Here is a 23763-nt window from a genome sequence, read left to right as displayed (position 1 = left end):
TTTTATGTTTTCAAAAGTTCTTAAACCGCTTTGATTAACTTTGAAAATATTGAATTTTAAATAGTAAAAAGGGCCCAGTCCTATCCGATACAGAACTGAACCCTTTCCTATAACAATTTGTCTATCATGTAGGAATAAGTGCTTGAGGGGGATAGTATTCCTATACGGGAATGGAGGCACTTTCCTTACAAAAGACCTCATTTACTTAGTCCAATCCATTAACATAAGCATCTACTGCTACGATTGCTTGGGCAATATCAGAGGCTTTCACTTCAAATGGCATTTGATGGATAGTTTCTCCTTCAATAGTCGCTTGTTGACCAACCTTGAGAAGATCTTCGTAGCTTGCATTTTCAAGATGCATTTCTTTAAGAGTAGTTGGCATGCCAATTTTTTGATAGAAGCGAATGTATTTATCCAAAACTTCTTTTGGACGATTTTCTAAGAACAATTGCACAAGAGTTCCGTAGGCTACTTTTTCACCATGAGTCAAATGGTGAATATCGCCAGTGAGGGCTGTGAAACCGTTATGGATGGCATGGGCAGCAGCCAAACCACCACTTTCAAATCCAATACCACTAAGAAGGGTATTAGCTTCAATAATATTTTCCAGGGCAGGCGTTACCACTTCAGCTTCACAAGCGGCCATGGCTTGTAGACCATCTGCAAAAAGAATCTCTTCACAGCGTTCAGCAATGGCAACCCCTGCTAGAGTTTGGTGTTTACCTAGCATAGTTTTTCCGTTAGCTTGCATAACTGCTCGAGCTTCTACCCAAGTTGCTAAGCCATCTGCAATACCAGATGCTAACAAACGTTTTGGTGCTTGAGAGATCACTTTACTATCCACCAAAACCAACTCTGGGTTCTTAGAATAGAAGATATAGCGCTCAAAGGCACCCTCGTCAGTATAGATAACAGACAAAGCTGAAACTGGAGCATCTGTAGATGCGATAGTTGGGGCAATAACAACTGACGATTGTATAAGGTCTGCAATAGCTTTAGCACTATCGATAGTCTTACCACCACCGAGTCCAATAACTAAATCACAACCTTCTTCTTTGGCTAGGCTGACCACACGATTAATTTCATTATCCGATGCTTCTCCATTAAAGAAGACTGGTACAACTGTGAGTCCATTTTGAACAAGGTATTCTTCGAAACGTTTACCTACAATATCATAAACTACTGAGTCACATAGTAAAACAGGATGAGTTCCCAATTCTGAAATGGCTTTTGCATTTTCAAATAAGGCATTTTCACCTTGAATGTAACGTGACGGACTTGCAAAATTTCTCATGTCTTTCTCCTTTGACATAAATGTATTTATATAGAATCGGTTAAATGGACCTATTCCTATCTTATGCAGGGCTAAATCCTTTTAAGAGACTGTCTATCTTTTGTAGTCAGTACATTATACTGGTCTTGTTTATCATCTAATCGCTACTCTTCTTCTGGGTAGACCAAGCCCCAATCTTTGCGGAGTTGAGTCATGAGCTCCATGACATCTCGGCTGTAATTGAGGTAGGTATGATCATCCTCGCCTGCAACAGCTGCTTCCATGTCTAGGACCTCATACTGGAGGGCTTTGGCAGTTTCTCCTGACTCGATGACTTCTTGTGAGCCATCTTCCGTATAGGTGATGACCGCCTTTTGCCCACGTGGGTACTCGTAAAGTTCGATATAGCCCTTGTCATAAGCGATGGTGCCACGCTTAGGTTGTTTGGCATGAAGACTCAATGTCACCGTCGCCATTTCCCCTTCTGCATTGGTAAGAAGAATACCCGCTTGCTCATCAACGCCAGTCGGAGCTAATTTGACCTGTGAAACCATCTCTGTCGGTTGTGAGGTCATAAACCAACGCACGAAAGATAGGGCATAGACACCGATATCAAGTAGGGCACCACCAGCCAGATTACGGTTGAAAAAGCGGTTGGTCATGTCATATTCTTTATAAGAACCGAAGTTCATCTGAATAATCTTAAGGGGACCTAGCTTACCACTTTCCACGATTTCAGATAGTTTTCGATAGATAGGCATATGGAAAATGGTCATGGCTTCTGCCAGTTTGACATGATTTTCTTCGGCCAGTTGGATAGCTTCTGCCAATTCCTCACTATTTAAGGTGATAGATTTTTCACAGAGGACGTGTTTACCTGCTGCGAGTGCCTTGCGAAGAAAATTGATATGCGTATTGTGAGGCGTTGAAATGTAGATAATATCCACTTCAGGATCTTTAAACACTTCGTCAATCTCTTTATAAACCTTTTCAATGCCATATTTCTCAGCAAAGGCCACTCCCTTATCATAGGTACGATTGGCAACGGAATAGAGTTTACCACCTAGAGCTTCTAAAGCCTGTGCCAACTCATTGGCAATAACACCCGTCCCAAGACTAGCCCATTTATACTTAATTTGATTTGTCATAGTTTTCCTTTATTCTATTTTTGAATGGTTAATTCATTTATCTGTGATAAGATTTCAACTTCACTCGCTCCTGCCTGAAGCAAGGCTGATGCCGCATAGGCCCCCTCAATGAGAGGTACCTGCTGAATAAGGATTTCCTTGTCTGAAAATTCTTCAACCATCTCCAAATTCATGCGAGCACTGCCCAGATCATAAAAGGCCAAGAGACGGTTAGCAGGCTGACTATCCACAGCTACTTGCACATGGTCAAAACTAGATCCCAGTCCACCATCTTCAAGACCGCCTGTAGCCGTTAAAGGAATATCTGGTGCAACTTCACGAATCAGACTCACCAAACCTTTAGCGATATCAGCAGAGTGGGATACAATCACAATTCCAAGTTCTGGCATGTCCTATTCCTCCGCTTCTAGTAAGGCTTTGAAGAGTAAGCCAGATGAATACGAGCCTGGGTCAATGTGACCGATAGAACGCTCTCCTACATAAGAGGCACGTCCCTTGGTAGCCGCAACATCCTTGGTTGAAAGAACAGCTTTGTCAATGACATCATTGGTTAGTTGACCTTGTTTGACAGCTTCAACAACCGGATGCCAAACATCCACCATGGTTTTTTCGCCAACTTGTGCATGGCCTCGTTTTTTAATCATCTCGAGACCTGCCTCAAGCACTCCTGCCAAATCCTGTCCAGCTTGTTCAGCCTTCATCATCCCCATAAAGGCAGAGCCATAGAGCGGACCAGAAGCCCCACCAACCTTGCTAATCAAGGCCATTGAGACTGCCTTAAACACTTCTGCTGCACTTTGTGGTTCCGTGCTCTTAATAGCCTCAATGGCTGCCGCCATACCACGCGCCAAGTTAGCACCATGATCACCATCTCCAATAGGACCGTCTAATTCAGACAAGTGGTCTTTTTCTGCTTCAACTTTTTGGTCAAAGCCTTGCATCCATTTTACTGCAACTGTTTTATCCATAATATACCTAATTTCTAGTTCTCACGTCAGACTACCAAGCAATAGTCTTAACTGGACTCTCCAAAGCCTCAAGCCAAGCCTCATCTTCAATCTTCATGAGTGTCAATGACAGACCAGCCATGTCGATAGAAGTCATGTAGTTCCCTAGTTTTCTATAGGTCACTTCTAGCCCCGCATCTCCAAGAAGGCTTGCAACATCATTGGCAAAGACATACTGCTCCATGAGAGGTGTCGCACCCATACCATTGATGAGAAGGGCATAGCGTTCACCTGACTTAGCCTCAAAGGCTTCAAGGAGCTTCCCTGTCAATTCTTCAGCTAACTGTCGAGAAGCTTGCATAGACTCCTTGCGATATCCTGGTTCACCGTGGATACCAATACCATACTCTATTTCATCCTCTGCTAGGACAAAACCAGGTTTACCGACCTCAGGAACCGTCGCACCACTAAGGGCCAAACCAATGGTGTGGATATTAGGAACAATCTTGTCAGCCAAGTCTTTGATTTCAGCCAGAGACTTACCTTCGCGAGCCGCATGACCTAGGATCTTATGCACGAAAATGGTACCTGCAACCCCACGACGGCCTTGAGTATAGAGGCTATTTTCCACAGCAATATCGTCGTCCACAACGACACTGGCAACCTCGATACCTTCCATCTCAGCCAATTCTTGAGCCATCTCAAAATTCATGATGTCACCAGAATAATTTTTAACAACCATGAAGACACCAGCTCCTTGGTCCGCTTCCTTGATGGCTTCCAAAATTTGATCAGGCGTTGGTGACGTAAATACTGCACCTGCGATGGCTGCAGAAAGCATACCATCACCTACAAAACCAGCGTGTGCTGGCTCATGACCACTTCCACCACCAGAAATGAGACCAACTTGACCAGCAGCCTGCTCATTTCTTACAATGATGTCAAAGCCGTCAACACGATGCACCAAATCACTGTGAACATAAGCCAAACCATCTAGCATCTCTGTCACAACATTTTCAGGTTTATTGATAATTTTTTTCATGGAATTGTCTCCTTTTCAAAGGTATCATCTATTTGCACTTACATTTGTTCCCTTCTCTAATTGCTAAGACCCCTATAAATAAAGGAATTAAACGCTTTTTAAGAAAGGTAGCGTAAAATATGTAAACGCATACATTTTATAATTTAATTGTAGCATTTGCCTCTACCAATGGCAAGGCAAAAGGCAAGCCCTCCATTTTCCTGCCCCCCTATCATTAAGTAGGAGAAAAATCTCATAGAAAGTCCTATTTTAGTCGTCAAAGCTATTGAAAAACCACCATTCAAGCCTTATAATGGAATGACGAATTAAGCGATAAGGAGGTTCAAATGACCATCGATTTTCCAAGAGAAACAGAAATAGAAACCAAAAATGAAATGGATGCCGTCCTTCAGGCAGGCCGTGTCCTGATGGAGAGCGGTGCTGAGATTTACCGTATCGAGGACACCATGGGACACATGGCCAAGTCTCTTGGTATCAGAGACTTCTCCACTTATGTGGTCAATCGAGGAGTCATGATTTCTGGACTCAACCGCTCAGGTCTTAAAGAGTCTCGTGTCCTAGCTACCTCAGTCCCGTCTATCCATCTAGGTAAACTAGAGGAAGTAAACCGCCTGTCTCGTGAACTGGCAGAACAGCCAAATCAGCCTGTTTCTAGCATTTTCCAAAAGCTGAAAACCATTGAGCAGAAGACTTTCTATCGTCCTTTAGAGGATATTATAGCCTGTGTCATTGGTGCTGGGAGCTTCTCGCTAGCTCTAGGAAGTAGCTGGATTGATGGGACTGCTGCGGCTATATCGGGAGTTTTTGTAGGGATTGGCATGCAACTCTTTTCCCGTTTTATTCATACCAGTTTCTTGCAGATTATCCTTTCTAGTGCCATTGCCGCTTTATCAGCTAACATTCTCTATTATTTGGGTATCGGGCAACATCGTAGCGTGATTATTCTGGGCACCTTGATGATTTTGATTCCTGGGGCTTACTTTGTAAATGCCATTCGAGAATTCACCCAGAACAACTACTATAGCGGTCTAGCCCTGATGTTGTCAGGGGTCTCCACTTGTCTATCTATCTCTGTCGGTGTTCTTGCCATGATTTCCATCCTCCCCTTTGCGGAACAGTTATCAGGCATATTCTCAACACCGTCAACCTCATGGCTGGGGGTCTTGATTCAGACCTTCATGGCAGGACTTGGGACAGCAGCCTTCTCCGTGCTTTACCGAGTGCCTAAGAAATACTTCTTAGACCTTGGGACCCTAGGTGCCGGCTCATGGCTCCTCTACCTCTTGATTTGGAATAATACCCATCACGAGGTCCTCGCCATCCTCTTCCCAGCCCTATTAGTCACTATCACCTCACGCTTTTTGGCCCACTACCGTAGATGTCCAGCTACAGTCTTCCTAGCCTCAAGCATGTTCCCACTCATCCCTGGGATGAGCTTCTACCGTGCGGTCTACTTCCTCTTAATCGGAAATGCAGACCTAGGCCTCAGCTTCCTACGAGCTTGTTTCCTGGCCTCCTTTACCATCGCCATCGCCGTCAGTTTGACACAACAAATCCCTAGCCGCTATTTTGTACTAGGGAAGAAAAAATAAATTGTTGAAAGCCACTGGTTTTATATGCCAGTGGCTTTTTTGGTGGCGTTCTAAAATCAGTGGATAGCATATTATGAATATCAAAAATACCCTACTCAAGGATCTATCCGCTGCTAACTTAAAGCAAATACATCATTAACTCTCTTTAATGAAAGTTTATCATTCATATACTATCAGTTTTGTTTAGAGTAGAGTTGGAAAGAGTTTATACAAAAAATAAAAACGCTTACACAATTCTTTGATTTTATTAAAATGTGATGATAAACTTGATATGTAAGCAATAGAACTATAATATTAACTTAATTTTACTCATGAGTTAACCATATCCTTGCTAACATTGTTCAGTTTAATGAAAGGAGCATTATCATGGAAAAGAAAGTATACTTTAAACTTCACAAAGTAAAAAAGCAATGGGTAACCATTGCAGTAACTGGTCTAGCTCTAGGACTTAGTTTTGCAAACTTGGGCTATGTGTCCGCAGCTGAACAGACTCACCCCACCTCAGAACCAACTGTTGAAAACAGCATCCAAGAAAACGCAATTGATGTCGTAAGCTCGTCAACTAATGAAGTTATTACTAAACCAGAAGAAAACAAATCTTTCGACGCCCCCAATACAAGAGAAAACATCACTGAAGCTACTTCTACTGAATCTGACCTAAGTACCACTGAAGCAACTGTTCCAGAAACAAGTACTTCTGAAATTAACTCTCAACAAGCTTTTCGTTCGGAAGTCTCTACTGTTACTAGCAGTGAAGTCGTAAGCTCTGAAACATCACATTCTGAAACAAATACAGCCCATGAAGTAGAAGAAAGTCCTGTAATATCCGGCGGTCATTACACTAGCGATGATCAGGGCAGCTGGTACTATATTAAGGATGGGAAAGCACTTACTGGTATGCAAAATATTGATAATGTGAATGTCTACTTCGATGCCGATGGTAAGCAAGTCAAAGGAGACACCCGTCACGTTAATGGATCAACATATCACTTTGAGAAAGATAGTGGACAACTTACCCGTAATGCTTTTGCATCTGATAAGAATGGAAATTGGTACTATTTAGGCCACGATGGGAAAGCACTTACTGGTAGCCAAGTTATTGACAATATTCCACTCTACTTTTACCCTAATGGTGTTCAAGCTAAAGATGCCTTTGTCATCCTAGATGGAAATTCCTATTATTTTCAAAAAGATACTGGCCAATTGGTTCGTGACCGTTTTTGGTCGGATGACGACGGCAACTGGTACTATAGTGATAAAGAAGGGAAACTTCTAACAGGCGAACAGACTATAGATGGCTTCGACATGTATTTCTACCCAGACGGTGTTCAGGCCAAGGGTGAAATCGTTACAATAGGTATCGAACCCTATTACTTTGACAAGGATAGTGGTCATAAGGTTATAAATACCGACATCACTATTAATGGAAAAACTTACCACGCAGAAGCTAATGGACTTTTGATTGAAACTGAACAGAAACTTCCTCAACGTCCACTTGTTTCTGGTGGCCATTTCGAAGAGGATTCCTCAGGCAACTGGTATTATTACACCGCAACAGGAGAAAAACTAAGAGGATGGCAAAATGTAGATGGAGTAACTCTTTACTTTGATGAAGAAGGTCGTCAAGCGAAAAATGGCGAAAGAATCATAGACGGCTTCCATTACTATTTTAGTCACTATTCAGGTGCTGTAAAAACCAACTATTGGCATACTTGGTCTATTGAAATCAGAAGACAGGAACCATTTGCTAAAACGTATAACGTCTATTATGGTTCTGATGGTCGACGTTACTATGGATGGCATCGAGTTGGCGATCAACTTTATTATTTTGATTATAAGGGTCGAGTTGAAAATGATCTTACTATCTTCAAAGGACAAAACTACCTCTTTGATAATCATGGAAAATTGGTAAAAGATGCCTTTTATATTCAGTCATTACGTGTCTTTGTTGGAACTTTAAATACTAGCTATCGCTCCAATAAATTTGGCCAAGTACTAACCGGAGAACATCATATTAATGGTGATGACTACTATTTTTCAAATTCTGGTTCACCAGTCACTGGTATAGTCAATAAAGGAGGCAAGGACTATTACTATTTTGAAGGCAAACTTCTAAAAAACTATCTCGGACCTTTACTCGGACGTCAGGAACTGGATTATGATGCATACTACTCTGGCATCGTAGGTACAGATAAGGATGGGGTTTTACTTACTGGTGTTAGCACTGCAAATAATGGTAAACTCTATTATTTTGAAAATATCTATTTTGATAATAGCAATATCCCCAAAATGTTTACAGTTACAACACCTACTTGGAAAACGATTGATGATAAGCTATACCACTTAGAGCCTAGCATAAACAGAACTTACAAGAATGGTGGAAGAAGTTATACCCATACCGTCAGGGAAGAAGTAGACATTATTGACCACGGAGTACGAACAAAGACCGATAAGATTAAACGTATTATTCGTGATAATTATAGTAATCTATACTATCTTGATGAAAACAATGATTTCTACATCGGACATCTACTTCCAGAAAACACAGATTTAACTAAGATTGAAGAAACTGTAATTCAAAGTGATAATAAATTCTATGCTTTCAATAGAACAAGTTCGCTTTCCGAAACTTCCCCTCTCACAGTTTCCAAGACCTTAGTTTACAATAAAAAAGCCTACCTCATTGATGATAAAGGAGTAGCGACCGAAACTAAACTAACAAATCGTTTCGAACACGATGATGCATGGAATTGGTACTACTTTGATAACGAGGGAAAAGCTGTCACAGGACTCCATTCAATAGATAATGTCACTCTATACTTTGATAAAGAGGGCAAACAAGCTAAGGGAAGACTTGTCGAAATTGACGGTCAAACACATTATTTCGATAGAGACAGCGGAGCTATGTGGACTAACCGAACACTTGAACTTAATGGTATTCGTTATGTCATTGACCAAAATGGTTATGTAACTATGAATAAACCTGGACAATTTATTCAAGATAGAGATGGTGATTGGGCTTATATTAAAGAGAATGGACAGTTAGCCACTGGACTTCAAATTATTAATCATCAAAAATACTACTTTGATCCAACTGGAAAACAAGCCAAAGGAAAACGACTTCTGCTTGATGGAAAGTACTATTTCTTCGATAACGATACTGGTGCTATGTTCGTAAATAAATTCCATGAAACAGGCGATTACTTTTCTAAAAAATATACTTATTTTGGCGAGGATGGAAGCCAGATATTTGGTTGGGCAACTATTGACGGTAAACGTGTTTATTTTAAAGAAGATGGCTACCAAGTTCGAAATGATAGACACAAGATAGGTGATTTCGATTATTTCTTCAAAAAAGACGGTAGTATGCTTTCTGATGATATTGACGGCGACTACAAATACTATTATGCTGATAAGGACGGTCATCTACAGTTCGGATGGGTTACTCATAATAATGAAACCTACTATATTAGCCCACCATGGGGAGCTGAAAACCGAACATATCTAGAAAATATCAATGAAAAGACCTATCTTTTGGGCCCTAAAGGACGACTTCTAAGGAATACAGCTACAGACACCTCGACCTCTTGGAATGGTTTCTGTATCTCTGATGAGAATGGAGTTGTAAAAACAGGTGTCATTCGGTTAGAAGATAATAGGCTCTATTATTTCAATCCTAAAATTTATATGACTACTCCTTTTAGTGGCGAATGGGCAGAGTTTGATGGTAAACTTTATCATTTTGAAAAGCCGATATCAGTTAGTCCAGAGTCAAAAGGTTCTCCAATTACCACTAACACTACGCTTAAAAAAGATGGAAAAACCTATATTATTGACGAAAATGGCGTAGCTACAGAGAAAAAGGATTAATATCAAACTAACAACTGTAAGCATTTGAAAAATACCTCATTTTTGCCAAAATGTATTCAAAAACACCAGAAATCATTTTTTCTGGTGTTTTCTTTTTGTCTAAAACCTAGTAAAGCTACCGGCAAAATCTCTATCATCAATCTACTTCAAATCAAAATATTCCTTGACATCCTTAGCATAGCCATACTGTTGATTCAAAGTCTCTAACAAGTCTTTGTTATGACCTGGATAAGTGTCATTTCTTCGTAACTCTTGATAAAGCTCGATATAGGGCAACTGTTTATCTTTGGCTAACTGCAGCTCTGCTTCATAATCATAGGCAATCTTTCGAAATTGGAGATTAGTAAGACCATCTTCTTCGACATCTATAATAGCATACTGGGCCCTGTGATTTTGTAGAGGTGACCAATCAAAATAGGGCATCCCAATCGTACCAGGATTGAGAATTTGTTGCCCCATACTACCATAGCGAAGCAGTTGCTTATGCACATGACCGTAAATCGCCATATCTGTTTGATTATCTAGCAACTGATCAAAATGACTGGTATCATTAGCTGGACGTAACTCACCTCCGTAGTTCTTCTCCGGTAAGTGATGCGTCAAAGAAAAACGAATCCCATTGATTTTCTTCTTCACAACCAGAGGCAGAGAACGTATCCAATCAACATATTTAGAATCTAGTTCTTCCATCAAGTAATGGGTAAGTCGCAGGAGCTGAATTTCTTGAGGGTCCTCCAGACCATATTCCTCATCTAAAGCCTCCAAAACGCAATCATCCCAATTTCCTCGAACGGTGGCTGTTATCGGAATTGAAGACAGAAGCTCAAAGAGTTCATTTCTTCCTGGGCCAGGTAACAAAATATCCCCCATCAACCAATATTCTGTTGCACCCAACTCTTGTGCATCCTTAATAACTGCTTCAAGAGCTGTTGTATTCCCATGAATATCTGACAAAATTGCAATACGATGTTTCATCTATACTCCTTTACTGATGGTCCACTAGGTTGAAACCATTACAACATCAACTATTCTTCCTTGACTTCACCCTCATACAAACTTGCTACCAAGCGTTCAAAGGGCTCTATATACTCCCAGTACTCAAAAGGGAGATTTGAGATTCTACTTAGATCATTATCATCAAAATGATACACGAGATGGCGTAGTATTTGATTTTCAATATAATGAATATCTCTCAACTGCTCTAGGCTGATTGTATCTAGTTCTATGATGTAGTGACACAAATCATCAAGTGCTTTTACGTCAAATTTTTTCTCCTCGTGTAGGAAGTAGAGAAAGCTCTGATTCTCACCCCTTTTATTATCTTCTATCAGATTCCTTTTATGCTTCATTCTTGAATCCTTTCCTTAATAGCAACATTATAACACTAGAAAATGATTCCCCAAAGCGACAACATAAAAAGAGAATCTGGAATGTTTCCATTCCAAATTCTCTTCTTCTTGATTTCCAAAATAGCAAGACTTTTTACCACAAACTAATGCGTTTGCTTGGTGCTAGGTACATGTCGTCGCCTTGTTTGATTTGAGGGTAGGCCTCATAAAACTCAGGAAGGTTTTTAAGTTGTTGGTTAACACGCAACTCATTTGGTGCGTGGACGTCTTGCACCATGGTATATTTATTGTACTGTAGGCTGGCCTTTTGTTTCCAGATATTTGCGTAATTCTCAAAGTAATCCTTGAGGTTAGGTTTTGTCATATCTGTTTTGAGCACTTGGAGTGTGGATGAGAGACCACCAGCATCTGCGACATTCTCAGTGACTGTGAGTTTTCCATTTACCTTAGTCCCGTAAATTTCCAAACCATTCCACTGGTCTTCAAAGGCTTTGATCCTCTTGTCGAAAGCTTTACTATCTGCTTTTGTCCACCAGTTATGCATGTCGCCGTTCTCATCATAGTCGGCACCATTGGAGTCAAAGGCATGCGTAATTTCATGTCCAATCACGACACCGATACCACCATAGTTCTTTTCAGTACTTTGGTTCTTGTCATAAAATGGAGCTTGCAAAATGCCAGCTGGGAAGTTGATGCTATTGCTTTCTGGGTTGTAATAGGCATTGATATCAAAAGCAGAACCAGACCATTTATTCTTATCAATAGGCTCATCAAAATGGTCAATGGTATAACGTTTTCCGAACTGGGCAATGTCTTCTGACAACTCAAAGAAGGACTTGTTAGGGTCAAGATGTAATTCTTTGGTTCCAGGATCCACATCTTCCTGATAACCTACAAAAACCTTCATTTTATCCAACTTTTCGATGGCCTTGTTACGTGTTTCTTCCGTCAACCAATCATTCTGTTGGAGACGGCCACGATAGACATTTTTGATTTTATCAATCATGCCTGTCACATCAGTCTTGGCTTCCTCACCAAAGTATTTACGTCCATAATAGACACTCATGACATCGCTAAACAGATTGACACTCATCTCGTAAACCGTATCTTCCTTAGAAATTGGCTTCTGTGTGCCCATAATAGCCATGCTAATCGATTGAAAATTTAAGCGGTAATCTTCTGTTAGAGAATTTGACGCTGCCATAGCTTCTTGCACCAACATCCATGATTTTATTTTAGAAAAATTGTCCTGATTAACGACCTTACTATAATTCTCAAAATACTTGGTATTAGGGACATTGATGGTTTCTAAATCACGTCCCATAATGCCTTTGATGACATCATATAATTTGAAGGAACCTGAGTAGGCATTAATCTCTTCTGCAGTTTTAGGATGAACCAAATTCTTACTCTCAGACATCTCTTCATTACTGAGACTGTACTTAGCAATGATTTCGTCGAACTCCAGTGCTTCTTTGACAATGCGTTTACTATTTTTTTCACTATATCCAAGCATTTCCAAAGCTTTTTGCGTGGCTGTCTCGATTGGAGTCAAATATTGTTTTTTGCTCGACTCATCTTTATAAATAGACACATCTGGCAATAAGATGCTTGGAGGGCTCAATTGGATTTGTTTCTGGCTGGTATTCTCTGCGTTAGTTCCTACGTCATAACCAAATGGAATAGGAATCCCTTTATCAGTTAAGCTAGCAGATTTATTGGCCAAATCATTTAGATCCTTGATATCCTCAATTTCTTTTAGATAAGGTTTGAGAGGTTCTAGTCCATCTTTCTCACGCTGCTTGTAATCACTAGCAGCCTTGTAGAAAGTGATAAACTCAGACATCCCCGTAATGTCTGAAGATTCCTTTCCTTCCCCTAAATTTTTGATATCCTTCTTTAGCTTCCCTTTGACATCTTCATCTAATGTATAAAAACTATCAATGCTTGGAGAATCAACAGGAATTTTTGCTTTTAGGAGCCACTCCTTGTTGACAGCCTGATAAAAATTTGAGGCTACCGTAGCATTCTTGTCAATCGGCGTCTCTTGTGGGACAAAGGTTTTATAGGCCCAAAAACCACCTCCTGCAAGAGCCAAGGCCAAGGCTCCCGTTATGGAACTAAGAATAATTTTCTTACGCTTTTTCATAGATACTCCTTAGAAAATTAGATTAATATACTTGTATTATATCATTAGAACATTGATTTTAGCAAGATGTTTTTGGGAGACAAAAAGAAGTAATTAGTCGATTACTTCTCTGTATTTTCTTACACTGCTAAAATTAAATATTATGACACTCAAGATAAGTATTTTCAAAGATCATCTAAACAACATGACGAGTGATGATGACAATCCTCTTGCTAGATTAATGTTACGCTCTGATTTTTCTTGGAATTCTGTGAGCGTCTTACTCAAGTCACTCACTCCAGAACTCAGAGAAATCCCTTTAGAAAGATTGCGGACTGCTAGAGCCTGAATAGCTCTACATAATTCTGCAAGAAGTTCATCATTATCCTTCTTTCCAACTTCGATTTCATTTTTAAACGTTACGAGCAACTTTCTCTCTTTTTCAGTTGTTTCTGGATTTACAATCAGATTATAGATATTGTTTAAGATATCCGTAATTTGCGTGTTATTGCTTTTTGTCATCTAGATTACCTCCTATAACCTGTAGCAAGATTAGGTCGAGCAAGTGAATTAAATTGGTTATTTGTTTGTGTTGTCATGAGCAACGACCTCTTTTAATAGTTCGCTGTGACATCATTATACACATCTAGCATATCAAATTCAAGAACAAAAATATCCTTCTGCCATATATGGTCCAATCTATGACACAGACGGACAAAAAAAGTAATCAGACGATTACTTTCTTAAACTGCGAAAATTGGGTAACAAGATACTCAAGATTAGAACTACAAAAACACCTAAAATAATAATTGTAGTATAGGGGTTAAAGCATAGGCTGATTAACAAGGTAAGACTCATTGCAACCATTAGGTAACCTAACTTTCTCGCTACTGAGTTACTGCTCTCACTGTGATTTTTAGTAGCTAGACCAATACTTTTAGGAAGATAATTTCCGATTACTAGAAAAATGAGTGCCACTAACCAAATGACAGTCAATCGAACTTGGACATGTCCGCCCATGGCAACAGTCAATACGAGACCTTGAATGATAACTGCAGAAATCGGAATAAGCCATAACATAAACTCTTTTAAGAATGAAATGGTTATTTGTTTAAAATATGAAAATAAGAGATTATAAATGGCAAGAGCAATAAAAGGAAGGACAACTATTGCTAAATTGCGATTCATAAAACCATTGGCTTGCTCTTCGACATTAAAGTGGATAGCAATCTGATTTGGTAGTTGTTTGTAAAAGACTAGTCCGACAATAACCGGTGTGAGTATCACAATATTACCAATAACTCTTTGCATATTATTTTTCATCTTCTGTTCCTCCAAGTGACTGAATCCACGTTAAAATTTCTTCAAAAACGGTTAAGTTCAAACTATAGTAAATAAAATTCTTCTGCTTTTCTTCTTCAATAAGTCCTGCTTTTCTCAAGGTAGACAAATGATGAGAAACTGTTGCGGGAGCCAAGTCAAACTGTTGGCTGATTTCTCCAGCTGACTTGGGCCCAGACTTTAGATAGTCTAAAATTTCTCTCCTCACAGGGGCAGAGATGGCTTTTAAGGTTTCAGATAAGCCCATGAGTTTCCTCCTTTTTCCAAATTTGGCGTGTCACAAGTCCGACACCTAGCACATAAATAGCTAACATGACTTCAATTAATAAGATATTTCTGACTATCCCTTGTTGATAAGCACCTGCCAAAAAATCGATGGTAGCATGAAGTAATATCGCCCCTAAATAGAATGAAAGCTTATGCTTAGTGACTGCTAGAAAATCCCAAGCTGTAAGCAAGACTTGTAATACCAAAGCAACTAGTCTTTCAAAGAGAGACATGATCACAACAAAGCCAGTTAATTGGTTAACCTGACTCACAAGAAGTGAAGGTAACTGACTGACCTGACCTGAATGGACGGCCTGTAAAACAATAATGTTAATGAGTAAGCCCATCACTCCAAGCAAGATAAATTCACTAAGACCATGTCCAAAACCGTAGGCTACAATATCAGACGTCATCAACCTTCTTTTCTTTGCAAGGACCTTAAACACCACATAGCGTGTTGTTTCTTCGACAAGGCCAGCCATAAGTCCTCCATAAATAATGGTCAACCATTTAGAAGAGTGAGCAAGACCAGAAAGAGCCACAGCATTGATAGGTCCTTCAATCATCATGACAGGTAAGGCAAAACCAATCAGACCTACTAAAAAGAGCTTGATTGAAAATTGCCATTTTTTCTTCAGAATGATAAAACTTATGATGGCGATAACTAACATGGCAAGAATTGTCATAAAAAGGAGTGTTTCCATTTGATTTATCCTTTCCTTGAGACGGAGCATCAATACGACTTGAGTCAGAATATCTATTTCTATATTTTTCGAAATAGATTATACGCTTTTCCTAAAGCACTGTCAAGACTATTTCGAAGAAAATCGAAATAGGAGCACAAAAAAAGACCGTTTTCACGATCTTTCTTCTTGAGAATTTTCCCTCATTCTCGTCTGTGTGTTCTCCGGGCAGTCACCGGAGCTACTACTGCTTATCTTCCTGGGATATATTCGCCAGTGTTTGCATCGTAGTAACGGCGTTGGCCGTTGACTGTGACGTAGGCACCTTTAACTTGGCGACCTGATTGGTCAAAGTAAAGGTGTTGGCCATTGATGACTTGTTCCCCTGTCACGGCATAGCCATCAGCTCCGAAATAAGCCCAGACGTTAGGCTCGATTTGAGCGAAGCGGTTGGTTACAGGTTGGCCATCGTTTTCGTCATAGTACTTGTAACGACTGCCGACCTTAACGGCCTTGCCCTTGTACTGGATACCATTTTGGTCAAAGTAGTATTCCTTGCCATTGATAGTCCAATTGCCTTTAAGGGCTTGGCCTTCAGTATTGAAGTAAGACCATTGGTTTGGTGCAATTTCAGCAAAGCTGCTTGTTACAAGAGCTCCACTCTGGGCATCATAGTAATAAGTCTTACCATCTTCGACAACCGTTTTCCCCTTGACTTGGATACCATTTTCATCAAAGTACTTAAGGTAGCCATGATCAGCACGAACTTGGCCGATAGCCATTGAACCGTCGTGTTTGAAGTACATCCACTGGTTATCACCTACTTGGAGGTAGCGTCCGCTAGCGAGAATTCCTGTTTCTGGCTCATAGTAATACTTAATGCCATTTTCTACGATAATTTCACCCTTAGCTTGGCTACCATCTTCCTTGAAGTAATAGAGGTGACCATCAATGTATTGACGTCCAGTGACACGGTTCCCCTCTTTATCAAAGTAGTTCCAAGCCTTAGTCGCTGGATTGTAGACAAAGATGCTACGTCCGATTTCACCTGCTGGTGTGATGTAACGGGCCTTACCATTTTCAAAGATAATAGAATCAGCTCGGTTGCTGTAGGCCGTACCGACACTACCATCTTGGTTAAAGTAATAAGTCTTACCGTCAATGACACGTGAACCAGTCACAGTGTTACCATCAGCGTCAAAGTAATAACGTTTACCTGTGCTGCTATCAGTCGCAAAGACATTGCGTCCCATGTCACCAGTTTCTGCAACATAGTAATGCAATTTGCCATCATCTGTACGGACAATACGATCCTTGGCCTGAATACCAGTTTCACGGTCAAAGTAGAAATGGTGGCCACTCCAATGAAGGTTACCCACTACCATGGTTCCTTGAGTCGTAAAGGCACGCACCTGCTTACGCTTGTCGTCAAAATCAACAAAGGCATTCTTAACCATAGCACCGTCTAAACCGTAGTAGTAAGTATAACCGTTGTTAGCACGACGAAGGGCATTACGCAATTGGATACCATTGTCAAAGAAATAGTAATCCTTTTTATTGATGGTTTGAGCACCCTTGGTCATCTTACCGTCAGCACCGAAGTAATACCAGTTGCCGTTACCGTCTTGAACAAATTCATTCTTAACGGCTTGGTTATCACGAAGGAAGTAAACATCTTGTCCACGACGTTGGAAGACTTGAGTGCTTGTGATGGCACCTGTGTCACGAAGTGGTGTTGGCAAGAGTTGGCCGTTGGCTGAAGTATTAAAGTACTGGTTGGTCTTATCATCACGAAGGACAAAGTTGATTCCTCGTCCAAGGATGTTAGTTCCGTTGAAGTACTTGGCAGACCATTTGGTAATCTTTTCATTCGTAGGCAATTGCTTACCATTTGAGATTTGCACACGGTTGAAAATAGATGGGTACTTAGCTTTAAGCTCATCAAGGAAGGCACCACCGTACTTGCCTTGATAGTCTGTACCATCTGTGCGGGTATTTGCCACATAGGCTTGGTCCACAATTTGATAACCTTGTTGGTGATAACCGTAGCCGTTAACACGTGTGGCATTAACTACTTCTTTTCCTGGAAGGTTATAGATTTGGTCTGGCACCCAGTCAGCAATGGCTTGAATACCGTCTTTGTGCAGAGCTCGAAGGACGTTAAGGAGATCCTCAAGTGAGCCGTACTTGTTATTTTGACTCAAGGCCATATCATAACGGTCATCAAAGGCATAACCATTGTCAATTGTTGAATCAAGGAAGGTACCATCCTTACTTGAAACGTACTGTGGTGGAAGTCCAACAGACGTAACACCCCAAGCTTTGAGCAAGTCAGTGTGCTTAGCCAAGACACGGTTCATGTAGAGTTCTGGCTGATCGTCCGCAAAAGCTTGGAAGTTTGAGAAGGCTTCATACATGACTTGCGAATCAAGAGCTGCTGAAGACTTGTAAACTTGACCGTCGCTATTGGCACGGTTACTTGGCTGTGTACGTGCGTCTTGGTTAGCCTTAGCCCCGACTGGTACCCAGACACCGAGGTAACCTGATACTTGCACATTTTCCACACCAAAAATATCATTGGCATTGAAGGTCAAGTTTCCGTTTCGGTCTGTTCTCTTAAGAAGGTTTGAAGGGACATCAGAATCATTTAGATAGGTCTTGATACCATCTTTGGTTGTCAAAAGCAATGGACGGTAAAGCTGATTACGGTGGGCTCTACCCATGTTCATCGTTACAGTTTCATTGCTACCCAAACGGAAATCATAGTTGTTGGTCATGATGACACCCATCCCTTGCGTACGGGTTTCAGAAGTTCCCCAATCAGTTCTGTTATTGGCACCTTTACCATAACGAACTGATGTCAAGAGGCCGTCATTTCCGACTTTCTTCACTTCCATGTCTTGACCACCAGCTACATACTTGATACGGGCACGCAAGAGGGTGTCGATAGCATCAAAGTAAGGCGTCTTTTTAGCCATGTAGTGACCATCCTCACGGTAGAGGTCACCGTAATAAACACGTGTTACAGAGTCCTTATTGGTCAACATGAGGGCATAGACAGATGGCAAGTTGTAAGACGCATATGTCTTATGAGCCTTATCAATATCCTCATTGTAGATCTCGAAGGCTTTCTTGATTTCCTCACGGGTGAAATTGTAACCAAACAAATTTGGGTTAATACGATCACGGATGATACGTTGGATAATGGTTTGCGCTTCAGTATCGTGGGCACGGGTGAAAATATAGTTGGCCATGCGCTCACCGTTCTTATCGTTAGCACCACGTGGATTCAAACTACTGTTGATGAAGGCCGTCATGTCCCCAAGCTGCATACGTGTATTTTTATCACGCATCAAAAGGTTGGTAAGGGCATTACGAAGGGCATTATCAATCGGCAGTTGTGCCCCTTTAGTATCCTTGTTGTAGTATGGGTCGTTAGCAGACCAAGCTTCCAAGTATGATAAGTGCTTAATTGCATTAGCTTCAGACTTGTCAACACCATAGGCTGCTTTGAAGTAATCAGAAGCGATTTGGAGAAGGTCAGCATCCACATTGTCCAAGGCATCGACACGCAAACCGTCAAAGTTGGCTGTTGGGTCATTGGCCATGATGCTTCCGATATTCATCATGAAGTGAAGCCAGTTAAGTTGCTCCGCTTGAACAGCAGGGTTTGAGTTGTCAATATCGTTGGCAAGCAAGAACTCAAGACCACCGATAGAATTGTCCTTGAAATACTTACGTGTGCCAGTCTGGTTAGTCGGTGTGCGGTTAAGCAAACGATAATCAGAGTTAGCGTGGCTAGTACGGTTGCCAGTATCACCCTTACTGTTGTTAAAGAGCAACTGTCCACCTTGCAAGTGGTCATATGAACTATTTTCAGTGCTACTATTCCAACCTGGCTGAGTCTTGATAAACTGATTAATACTTGTACGCAACCAGTTGGTATTGCCTTCACGCGCGATACGTTCTTCAATCTTAGTCTGAACCGCTTTAGCAGCTAGATTTAGACTTTCCTGGCTAGAGTTGGTTGAAAATGATCCCGCACCAAGACCTTGATTTTGCATGTAGTTAAGGTAGTTAACCTGAGTTGATTTGTCAGGCCACCAAACCATCAAGAGTGGACGTTTGTCAGCCTCGGTTGAAGCTGTCCAAGTCTTACCATCCTTGAGAATGCTCTTTGGGCGGTACCACGCATCCGCTGTGATGAAGGTGTCCAGTTGGTCCAAAGATTTGTCATCGTTTTTGTAGAGCTGGTTTCCAGATGAAAAATCCACAGTCGCCTTGATAGGTTCTGTTGAAAATTCATCCTGTGACTTGGTCGCAAGAGCCCCTGTTTCAGCATCAAAGTAATAAGACTTACCGTCTTGCTCAAAGACGAAGTTCTTACGCACACTACCGTCACTATTGACATAGTATTGTTTACCGTTGATCCATTGGATACCAGTCGCTGTGTTGGTGTTGGCTTCTCGAGTTTCTGCCAAGGCACGACGACTACGTGTACGAGCTTCAGTATTTGCCGTATCAGTTGTTGCCGCACGGTCTGTAGTAGCTGTTGCAGTCGCATTATTTGTATCAGTTGTTGCCGCACGGTCTGTAGTAGCTGTTGCAGTCGCATTATTTGTATCTGTAGGTGTAGCACTCGTATCAGCTGCAGCTGCTTGCACATTTGTACTTGGTGCTGCTTGACCTGAGTTAGTATCAACTGTCGCTGTGTTTGCAGCAGGTGCCGCTGCCCTATCTGTGGCAGCTGTTGTCGTGCTAGTCGCATCTGCGACAGGAAGGGCCACGCTCGCAGTATTAGCATCAGCTGAGATAGTTGGTGCTACTGTAGTTGCTGCATCATTAGTTGTAGCAGGCGTTTCTTGAAGCAAATCCTGACTGCTATCACCCGACTGATTTGCAGGATTTTGCTCGTCGGCCTGAACCTGTTGATCCGCCAACAAAGTTCCACCAGCAACGGTGACCATTGAGAGTGCTGTCACCCCAATAGTCACCCAGTTCTTCTTCACTTTATGCATTTTAAAGCGTACTTTTTGTTCCATAATAGTTACCTTTTTCCCTTATATTATCTCTATCATAAGCTATTTGACAAGGGAATACAATTACACAACTGTAATATCCGTTTAATGTATCTAGCTTCGTTTTCTCAGAAAAGGTCCTTTAATAATTGGCCTAATATATGCCTATTGTGAATAAATGCACTAAGAATAAGATAAAAACAACTATAATCGTTAGGAGCTAGACTTTTGTAGACGGTAGAATCATCCTACAATATTAATTTATTTTTAAATAAAAAAACCTTCATTTCTAAGATGAAAGAGAAGGTTTGGTTACGGGGACTAGCAAAATCCTGCGAAAGTATGCGTGGTTTATGGGTTAGGAGGTTGCGATGCTTTCCATATTTAGTAGTCCACAAAACTCTTGATTGCTATTTTTTACTCATTTTCCATCTACTACCACCTAGTGAAAAAGGCACCTATGGTTTCAATAATGGCATAGAGTAATGGGTATTTTCGTTTTCTGAAGTCTGTTTTATAAAAGTAATAATTCGAAATGAAGATAAATAATATGACAGTAACACTCATAGCTAAGATAAGCATGATTTCTCTCCTTTAGAAAGTCAATTACACCTCGAGTTTAATGAAAATAGTTCCCCATAACTACCTCTAACTCTATTTTCTACATACAAATATAATACCCATTATAACACGGCTATGGCTTCTTCTTGTGAATATGAGAGGGACAAAATTATTAGGATTTAAGCATGAAAAAGCATCTGGGTGTACACTGACAGTTTCTCTAAAACAACTCAAAAACCAGCTAATGCTGGCTTTTTCGTCTATTTAATCATCTAGAGTTATGATAGGAAAATAATAATAATTTAGATAGGAAAAGGAAAAATTCGCTCTAGATTTTAAAGTACATATTAATTAACGACGCTGTCTCAATTCACCAGTTTTGGCATCGCAGAAGAGGCGTTTACCACCAACATAAACATAACGTCCTTTAACTTGACGACCTGAACCGTCAAAGTAAAGCTGTTTGCCATTGATAACCTGTTTTCCAGTCACTGCTTGACCTGCTGCGTTGAAGTAATACCAGCAACCACGTCCAGCTTCGACAAAGCGGTTTACCACTTGCTCACCAGTGTGGGCATCAAAGTAACATTTCTTACCTTGGACAGTGAGCAATTTACCTTTGACTTGAGCACCATTGCTACCAAAGTAGTAAACTTTATTGTTAATATTTTGAAGACCTGTCACTTTGTGACCATCTTGGTTAAGGTACGCCCATTGGTTAGCCGCAATTTGAATGAATTGGTTGATGACTGCTTGACCAGTGACGGCATCATAGTAACGTCCTTCAGCCCAGCCACCTTTTAGCTGGCTATGGTCTTTGTTGAAGTAATAGAGTTTACCATCAATCACTTTGGCACCTTGAACGAGGCAACCAAAAGCATCCGCATAATACCAGTTGTTGTTTTCAAAGATAAAGCGTGACACAGCCATTTCACCTGTTTGGGCAGAAATGTAGTATTGCTTGTTACCTTGTTGCATCATCTGACCTTTGATTTGACGGCCTTCAGAGTCAAAGCAGTATTCTTTACCATTGATGATACGTTTTCCTGTCACAACGTAACCATGTTCATCAAGGTAGTACCAAGCTTGGTTTTCTTTATTTTGAACAAAGGTATTTACAGCCATATTACCAGTATCAGGGATGAAGTAACGGATACGGCCATCTGAGAAGCGAATAAATTTGTCTTTAGCTTGGATACCTGTTTGTGTATCAAAGTAGAAGGTTGTGCTACCCATTTCAAGGAGACCAGTAGCCATGTGACCATAACAATCGAAATAGCGTACATCCTTACGATAACCTGCAAAATCATAGAAGCCGTTGATAGCTTTCACACCATTTTTATCATAGTAATAGGTGTAACCATCGCTACCTTTAACAAGTGAGTCACGAGCTTGAAGACCATTTTCAAGGAAGTAATAAGCCTTACCATCGATAACCTTTTCGCCTTTGACCTTTTGACCATATTGATCGTAATAATACCATTGATTTTCGCCTACACGGACAAATGAAGACTTGGCATTGTTCGAATCAACACTTGGTTTAGTCTCACCTGTGATGATTTGGTAACCTGAGTTATTTTGCTGGTTACCTTGTGAAATGATAGTGACATTAGCATTTGAACCATTCGAATGCCCTACTGATACGTTTGGAAACAGTTTATTAGAATTCGAAACGATAGTAACATTCGGCGTCGTTCCTGAAGCCGTGATGGTGATCGTCGTGTTTCGACCACCATTCCAATGAATGCCGTTTGAGTCAGACGAACTCGTCGTAATTGTCGCAAAACCGCTAGCTGACGATGATGATGACCATGATGATGACGACGAATAAGAATACCAAGCTGAACTTGATGAGCTTGAAGAACTTGACGCACTAGCACTTACTGATGCCGAGCTGCTACTTGATTGGTAAGCAGAGCCCGTTTGTGATGAATTAGAGTTTTGTGTTCCTACTACTTGTGAAGTTTGTGATGAACTAACTTGACCAGCTCCACCACCAACTACAGTCTGAGATGAGCCTCCTGTTGAAACAGATGACGAAGACTCGTAGCCTGTGCTCGTTTGACTGCCATAGTTAGATGGCACTGCTGACACATGAGTAGCACTTTCTGTTAAGGTTGGCGAATAGCTTTCATTAATCAATGATGCACTTGACTCAATGCCTGCATCTGTTTGTTCAAAACCATCTCCATTAGGAAGTGACACTTCATCTGCTTGTGCCGATTGGTCCGCTAAAAGAGCTCCACCCGCAAGTGCAACCATCGACAGCGTACTAACTCCAATAGTCACCCAGTTTTTCTTGACCTTGTGCAACTTAAATCCAACTTTCTTTTCCATAACATACACCTTTCAATATAACTTTATTTCTCTATTCTATGTTAAGGGATTTTGGAAACGAATACAATTACAGATGCATAACTCTAGTCTCATAAGACTAACCTTCTACCCATAATCCATTTGAAAAAACAAGCCTAAGATATATAGCTATAGCTTTTATATGTTAGAAAACGTTCCCAAAATAAGTTCAGATTTTGTTAAATT

The 23763-nt window shown here is 40.8% G+C and carries 16 protein-coding genes; 2 read left to right on the top strand and 14 right to left on the bottom strand.

Features of this window, described 5'->3' with window-relative positions; genetic code table 11:
* Window positions 1–205: 205 nt before the first annotated feature.
* The 5 genes from ACYVQ1_RS04840 to dhaK all read right to left on the bottom strand — a co-directional run bounded on the left by ACYVQ1_RS04840 (window position 206) and on the right by dhaK (window position 4413).
* The gene (locus tag ACYVQ1_RS04840; protein WP_417164717.1) at window positions 206–1297 is read right to left on the bottom strand and encodes a glycerol dehydrogenase; all 1092 of its coding nucleotides are present in this window, start codon (window positions 1295–1297) and stop codon (window positions 206–208) included.
* Window positions 1298–1440: 143 nt separating this feature from the next.
* Window positions 1441–2424 (bottom strand): Gfo/Idh/MocA family protein, encoded by a 984-nt coding sequence (locus ACYVQ1_RS04835; RefSeq protein WP_461250017.1) that lies wholly within the window; start codon window positions 2422–2424, stop codon window positions 1441–1443.
* A gap of 14 nt (window positions 2425–2438) precedes the next feature.
* On the bottom strand, window positions 2439–2813 hold the full coding sequence (gene dhaM / locus ACYVQ1_RS04830; protein ID WP_013990335.1) for a dihydroxyacetone kinase phosphoryl donor subunit DhaM: 375 nt from the start codon (window positions 2811–2813) through the stop codon (window positions 2439–2441).
* 3 nt (window positions 2814–2816) lie between these two features.
* Window positions 2817–3392, bottom strand: a complete 576-nt coding sequence (gene dhaL / locus ACYVQ1_RS04825; RefSeq protein WP_461250016.1) for a dihydroxyacetone kinase subunit DhaL — start codon at window positions 3390–3392, stop codon at window positions 2817–2819.
* 31 nt (window positions 3393–3423) lie between these two features.
* A complete protein-coding gene (gene dhaK, locus ACYVQ1_RS04820; protein WP_461250015.1) occupies window positions 3424–4413 on the bottom strand; it encodes a dihydroxyacetone kinase subunit DhaK in 990 nt (329 codons plus the stop codon).
* Window positions 4414–4739: 326 nt separating this feature from the next.
* Between dhaK and ACYVQ1_RS04815 the strand changes: the two genes are divergently transcribed.
* Together ACYVQ1_RS04815 and ACYVQ1_RS04810 are read left to right on the top strand one after the other, a co-directional pair.
* A complete protein-coding gene (locus ACYVQ1_RS04815; protein WP_002891300.1) occupies window positions 4740–6005 on the top strand; it encodes a threonine/serine exporter family protein in 1266 nt (421 codons plus the stop codon).
* 366 nt (window positions 6006–6371) lie between these two features.
* Window positions 6372–9875: a KxYKxGKxW signal peptide domain-containing protein gene (locus ACYVQ1_RS04810; protein ID WP_270334280.1), complete on the top strand. Its 3504-nt coding sequence runs from the start codon at window positions 6372–6374 to the stop codon at window positions 9873–9875.
* A gap of 141 nt (window positions 9876–10016) precedes the next feature.
* Here ACYVQ1_RS04810 and ACYVQ1_RS04805 read toward each other — a convergent pair whose 3' ends face one another.
* From ACYVQ1_RS04805 to ACYVQ1_RS04765, 9 genes are all read right to left on the bottom strand, one after another.
* Entirely contained in the window at window positions 10017–10850 is an 834-nt protein-coding gene (locus tag ACYVQ1_RS04805; RefSeq protein ID WP_461250014.1) for a metallophosphoesterase family protein, read from the bottom strand.
* Between the two features lie 50 nt (window positions 10851–10900).
* Window positions 10901–11224 carry a hypothetical protein gene (locus tag ACYVQ1_RS04800; RefSeq protein ID WP_461250013.1) on the bottom strand — a complete coding sequence of 108 codons (324 nt, stop codon included), beginning with the start codon at window positions 11222–11224 and terminating at the stop codon, window positions 10901–10903.
* A gap of 133 nt (window positions 11225–11357) precedes the next feature.
* Window positions 11358–13373 (bottom strand): M13 family metallopeptidase, encoded by a 2016-nt coding sequence (locus tag ACYVQ1_RS04795; protein ID WP_461250012.1) that lies wholly within the window; start codon window positions 13371–13373, stop codon window positions 11358–11360.
* A gap of 171 nt (window positions 13374–13544) precedes the next feature.
* Complete coding sequence (locus tag ACYVQ1_RS04790; protein WP_461250011.1) at window positions 13545–13874, bottom strand: bacteriocin immunity protein; 330 nt, start codon at window positions 13872–13874, stop codon at window positions 13545–13547.
* Between the two features lie 213 nt (window positions 13875–14087).
* Window positions 14088–14675 carry a DUF1648 domain-containing protein gene (locus tag ACYVQ1_RS04785; protein WP_461250010.1) on the bottom strand — a complete coding sequence of 196 codons (588 nt, stop codon included), beginning with the start codon at window positions 14673–14675 and terminating at the stop codon, window positions 14088–14090.
* Window positions 14665–14940 (bottom strand): autorepressor SdpR family transcription factor, encoded by a 276-nt coding sequence (locus tag ACYVQ1_RS04780; RefSeq protein WP_038676390.1) that lies wholly within the window; start codon window positions 14938–14940, stop codon window positions 14665–14667. Before ACYVQ1_RS04780 ends, ACYVQ1_RS04785 begins: the two co-directional genes overlap by 11 nt.
* A complete protein-coding gene (locus tag ACYVQ1_RS04775) occupies window positions 14927–15664 on the bottom strand; it encodes a YhfC family glutamic-type intramembrane protease (protein ID WP_461250009.1) in 738 nt (245 codons plus the stop codon). The genes ACYVQ1_RS04780 and ACYVQ1_RS04775 overlap by 14 nt, the downstream gene beginning before the upstream one ends.
* Before the next feature lie 230 nt (window positions 15665–15894).
* Entirely contained in the window at window positions 15895–20685 is a 4791-nt protein-coding gene (locus ACYVQ1_RS04770; protein WP_461250008.1) for a glycoside hydrolase family 70 protein, read from the bottom strand.
* 888 nt (window positions 20686–21573) lie between these two features.
* Complete coding sequence (locus ACYVQ1_RS04765; protein ID WP_461250007.1) at window positions 21574–23559, bottom strand: KxYKxGKxW signal peptide domain-containing protein; 1986 nt, start codon at window positions 23557–23559, stop codon at window positions 21574–21576.
* Window positions 23560–23763: the final 204 nt, after the last annotated feature.

Source organism: Streptococcus parasalivarius, from assembly GCF_054785155.1.
The sequence above is the reverse complement of the archived record's forward strand: the minus strand, read 5'-3'. Positions and strand labels throughout refer to the sequence as shown.